The organism is Neisseria sp. P0001.S005 (assembly GCF_051963715.1).
The window spans coordinates 1-4,974 of record NZ_JBQCTZ010000237.1; the positions used below are offsets into that span (position 1 = coordinate 1).

Consider the following 4,974-nt stretch of genomic DNA (forward strand, 5'->3'; position numbering starts at 1 on the left):
TCAAAAAAACTGAGCGAAAAAAAGCGCGATATGTTGGCGCAGATGATTAAGGAACAGGCGGTTGCGTGGAGCATTGCCTTTGCCGATCCCGACGAAATCTTGAGACTGAACATCCTGCACGCAACCATGGCCGCGATGAAGCGCGCAGTCGAGGGGCTATCGGTCATGCCTGACAAAGTATGGATAGACGGCAACCGTGTACCGAAAGATTTGAATGTTCCTGCCGAAGCAGTGGTCAAAGGCGACAGCAAAATTATTGAAATCTCCGCTGCTTCGGTTTTGGCCAAAACCGCGCGTGATGCAGAAATGTATGAATTGGCGAAACGCTATCCGCAATACGAGTTTGACCGCCACAAAGGCTACGGCACGGCGCAACATTTGGCCGCATTGAAACAATACGGCGTATTGCCGGAACACCGCCGCGATTTCGCACCGGTCAAAACCTTATTGGCACAAGGCAATCTGTTTGAAGAATGAAAGCATAGCAAAAGGCCGTCTGAAAGATTTCAGACGGCCTTGTTTTTGGAAAAGTATTATTTCAACGCAGCCAAACACTCTTTAATCAATTCAGGGCCGCGATAAATCAAACCGCTGTACACCTGAACCGCACTGGCACCCAAGCGGATCTTTTCTGCCGCGTCCGCGCCGTTCATAATGCCGCCGACGCCGATAATCGGCAGTTTGCTGTCAATGCGTTCCGCCAAAAGTTTCAACACCTGATTGCTTTTCTCGAGTACGGGCAAGCCGCTCAAGCCGCCTTGTTCGCCTGCGAGCGGATGGCTGCCCAAGCTTGATTTGTCGATGGTCGTGTTGGTGGCGATGATGCCGTCCATTTCCACGGATTTAACCACATGGGCGATGTCGTCAATTTGCGCTTCGTCCAAATCAGGCGCGATTTTGACCGCCAGCGGTACATATTTGCCATGCGCGGCCGCCAGTTGCGCCTGTTTGTTTTTCAAGGCTTCCAACAATGCGCTCAACTCGTCGCCGCCTTGCAAGGCGCGCAGGTTTTTCGTATTGGGGGAGGAAATATTGACCGTGATGTAGCTCGCGTGGGCGTAGGCTTTTTCCAAACAAATCAGATAATCGTCGGCCGCGTTTTCAATCGGCGTAACGGCATTTTTGCCGATGTTGATGCCCAAAATGCCTTTAAAGCGGCTGTTTTCAATGTTGCGGATCATCGCGTCGATGCCGTGGTTGTTGAAACCCATGCGGTTGATGATGCCTTGGTGTTCGGGAACGCGGAAAAGGCGCGGCTGCGGATTACCCGGCTGCGGCTTGGGCGTTACCGTGCCGATTTCGACAAAGCCGAAACCCAAAGCGGCAAACGCATCGATACACTCGCCGTTTTTGTCCAAACCTGCCGCCAAACCGACCGGATTGGGCAGCTGCAAACCCATCAGCTCGGTTGGTCGGGTGTGGCTGTCCACCTTGGGCAGCAGGCCGAGTTTTTCGATAGAACGCAAACTGTTGAGCGTGAAATAATGGGCCTTTTCTGCATCGAAGCGGAACAGGATGGGACGGACGAGTGAATACATGGCGGCGGCTTTCTGAATGGTTGATGAATTTGGCGTTATTTTACCTGAAACCGTCAAACTGCCCCAAACGTCTGTATCGATATGATTTTATTGTTTGGCGTCAAATGAAAATAAATAGGGCTTTTGCGTGTAGTCGGATAGTTCATTAAAATGGTAAAAGAGAGGCTTTTCAGACGGCCTGATGGATGTATCAAAAGGCCGTCTGAAAAGTTTTGATTTGATTGTTTACCTGATACAGGAAGATTTTTATGAAACAGGCGGTTGATCCTTATGCGAGTTTCCGTGAGCTGACGCTGCGGGGGATGATACTCGGCGCGTTGATTACGGTGATTTTTACGGCATCCAATGTGTATTTGGGCTTGAAGGTGGGCCTGACTTTTGCGTCTTCGATTCCGGCTGCGGTGATTTCGATGGCGGTTTTGAAGTTTTTTAAAGGCAGCAATATTCTGGAAAATAATATGGTGCAGACTCAGGCTTCGGCTGCGGGTACGCTCTCCAGTATTATTTTTATTCTGCCGGGTTTGCTGATGGCCGGTTATTGGGCGGGCTTTCCGTTTTGGCAGACTACGCTGCTGTGTATGTCCGGCGGTATTTTGGGTGTGATTTTCACTGTGCCTTTGCGTTATGCGATGGTGGTGAAGAGCGATTTGCCTTATCCGGAAGGTGTGGCAGCGGCCGAGATTTTAAAGGTCGGCGACCATGATGCGGACCAACAGGAAGGCGGCAGCGGTATCAAGGAATTGGTGTCGGGCGGCGCTCTGGCGGGTTTGATGAGCTTCTGCGCAAGCGGTTTGCGCGTGGTGGCGGACAGCGCGAGCTTTTGGTTTAAAGGCGGCGCGTCGGTGTTCCAAGTGCCGATGGGCTTTTCTTTGGCCTTGCTGGGCGCGGGCTATTTGGTCGGTCTGACCGGCGGTATCGCGATTTTGCTGGGTATTTCGATTGCATGGGGTGTGGCCGTACCTTATCTGTCGGCGCATATTCCGCAACCTGCCGATATGGAGATGATTCCTTTTGCGATGTCTTTGTGGAAGGAAAAGGTCCGTTTTATCGGCGCGGGTACGATCGGTATTGCGGCTATTTGGACGCTGTTGACTTTGATGAAACCGATGGTCGAGGGTATGCGCCTGTCTTTCCGCAATTTCGGCGGTGCGCAGATGACCGAACGCACGGAACAGGATTTGTCGCCTAAGGCTATGATTGCCTGGGTGTTGGCGATGATGCTGGTGTTGGGCGTGTCTTTCTTCCACTTTATCGGCGACTCGCATATTTCCGGCGGTTTGGCTTGGCTGTTGGTGGTTGTATGTACGCTGCTGGCTTCGATTATCGGCTTTTTGGTGGCCGCGGCCTGCGGTTATATGGCCGGTTTGGTCGGTTCGTCTTCCAGCCCGATTTCGGGTGTGGGCATCGTCTCTATCGTTATCATTTCGCTGGTGTTGCTGCTGGTCGGCGAATCAGGTGGCTTGATGGCGGACGAGGCAAACCGCAAATTCCTGCTGGCATTGACGCTGTTTTGCGGCGCGTCTGTGATTTGTGTGGCTTCGATTTCCAATGATAACCTGCAGGATTTGAAAACGGGTTATCTGGTAAAAGCGACGCCTTGGAAACAGCAGGTTGCGCTGATTGTCGGCTGCGTTGTCGGTGCCGTGGTGATTTCGCCTGTGTTGGAGCTTTTGTATGAAGCCTACGGCTTTACCGGCGCGATGCCGCGTGAAGGCATGGATGCGGCCCAAGCCCTTGCCGCCCCTCAGGCAACTTTGATGACCACCATCGCCCAAGGTATTTTCTCGCACAATCTGCAATGGGATTATATTTTCACCGGCGTGGGCATCGGCGTGGCGTTGATTGCGGTCGATTTCACATTGCGCAAATCCTCCGGCGGCAAGCGTGCTTTGCCGGTGTTGGCCGTGGGCATGGGTATTTACCTGCCGCCGTCTGTGAATATGCCGATTGTGATTGGTGCGGTATTGGCGGCGGTGTTGAAATCCGTCATCGCCCGCCGTCAAGAAAACCGTGAAGGCCGTCTGAAAAATGCGGAACGTATCGGTACGCTGTTCTCTGCCGGTTTGATTGTCGGCGAGAGCCTGATCGGTGTGATTATGGCGTTTATCATCGCCTTCTCGGTAACCAACGGCGGTTCGGATGCGCCTTTGGCCCTGAACCTGGAAAACTGGGATACGGCCGCCAAATGGCTGGGCTTGGCGTTTTTTGTTTTTGGTATGTTCGTGTTTGCACGCCGCGTGTTGAAAGCAGGACGTTAAGTTTGTAGGTTGAGAAAAGGCCGTCTGAAACCCAAAAAATTGGGGTTTCAGACGGCCTTTTTAGTGGAAATTTGTTTGGAATGATTTTAGGAAGTTTGGGTATAATTATCGCGGGGCTGGTAGCAAAAAAGCCCCATTGCAGTGGGGCTTTGTGCTGAAACCGCCCTAGAAAGGATGGTTTCAATCATGAAACATACCACTCGCACGGGTCGTTCATGGCTGAGACTGCGGACAGTCGTTAGGATTATCTTAACCCTGTTCCTGCTCTTAGTCAATTAAACGGCTGAAAACAAAAAACTGTTTTTCAGTTTCCGCCTGTTTGTCATGAACGGGCGGTTTTTTATTGTTTAACGCTGATTCAAACAATCCGCAATCGCTTTGGCAATTTTGGCACTGGCGCCTTGGTGTTGCGAAATGAATTGCTCGGTGTGGCTGATCAGCTGTTGGCGCAGTGTTTCGTCATCGAGGTATTGGCGCGTGGTTCTGTACCAGGCTTCGGCGGTTTCGACGCGGACGGCGGCTTTGGCTTCGACTGCACCTTTGCAGGCTTGGGCGAAGTTGTAGTTGGAGTAGCCGAAGAGGGTGGGGACGCGGCAGGAGATGGGTTCGATGATGTTTTGGCAGCCGGCATCGACGAGGCTGCCGCCGACGAAGGCGATGTCTGCGCTGAGGTAGTAGGCGGCAAGCTCGCCCATGCTGTCGCCTATCCAAACCTGTGTATCGGGGGAAACGGGTTGTCCGTCGCTGCGTTTTTGCACGGTATAACCAAGCGATTTGGCGGTATCATAGGCCGTCTGAAAGTTTTCAGGGTGGCGCGGTACGATGACCAGCAAGGCATTGCCGCGGTAGCCCTGCCATGCTTTGAGGAGCAGCTCGGCTTCGTCTGTACCTTTGTACACGCGCGTGCTGGCGCAGACGACGACGGCTCGTGCGCCGATGCGTTCTTTAAAGGCGACGGCAAGCGGGCGCGAGTCATCTGGGGGCGCGATGTCGTATTTGGTGTTGCCGCAGACGTGGACGTTGGACGCGCCGATGAGGTGCAGGCGCTCGGCATCGGCGGCGGTTTGGGCAAAGCAGCCGGAGAGGCTCTGCATGGCAGGCTCGACCAGCTTGCGGATTTTGAGGTAGCCGCGTTGGGATTTTTCGGAGAGGCGCGCGTTGGCCAAAAAGAGGGGAAT

The 4,974-nt window shown here is 53.2% G+C and carries 4 protein-coding genes; 2 read left to right on the top strand and 2 right to left on the bottom strand.

Features of this window, described 5'->3' with window-relative positions:
- Window positions 1-477, top strand: a 477-nt coding sequence (locus ACTHSP_RS17790; RefSeq protein WP_440346570.1) for a ribonuclease HII, incomplete at its 5' end; no start/stop codon positions are given.
- Between the two features lie 56 nt (window positions 478-533).
- On the opposite strand, the gene ACTHSP_RS17795 is transcribed toward ACTHSP_RS17790, so the two are convergent.
- Window positions 534-1,538 carry a quinone-dependent dihydroorotate dehydrogenase gene (locus ACTHSP_RS17795; RefSeq protein WP_440346571.1) on the bottom strand — a complete coding sequence of 335 codons (1,005 nt, stop codon included), beginning with the start codon at window positions 1,536-1,538 and terminating at the stop codon, window positions 534-536.
- A gap of 248 nt (window positions 1,539-1,786) precedes the next feature.
- Here ACTHSP_RS17795 and ACTHSP_RS17800 point away from each other — a divergent pair, with 248 nt between their 5' ends.
- Window positions 1,787-3,796, top strand: a complete 2,010-nt coding sequence (locus ACTHSP_RS17800) for an OPT family oligopeptide transporter (protein WP_440346572.1) — start codon at window positions 1,787-1,789, stop codon at window positions 3,794-3,796.
- Window positions 3,797-4,143: 347 nt separating this feature from the next.
- Here ACTHSP_RS17800 and ACTHSP_RS17805 read toward each other — a convergent pair.
- Window positions 4,144-4,974 (bottom strand): 3-deoxy-D-manno-octulosonic acid transferase (locus ACTHSP_RS17805; protein ID WP_440346573.1); only part of this gene is annotated, 831 nt, incomplete at its 5' end.

What these genes read in the sequence shown, in the direction of transcription:
- ACTHSP_RS17795 (WP_440346571.1), bottom strand. Translation starts at nt 1,538, where the DNA reads ATGTATTCACTCGTCCGTCCCATCCTGTTCCGCTTCGATGCAGAAAAG.
- ACTHSP_RS17800 (WP_440346572.1), top strand. Translation starts at nt 1,787, where the DNA reads ATGAAACAGGCGGTTGATCCTTATGCGAGTTTCCGTGAGCTGACGCTG.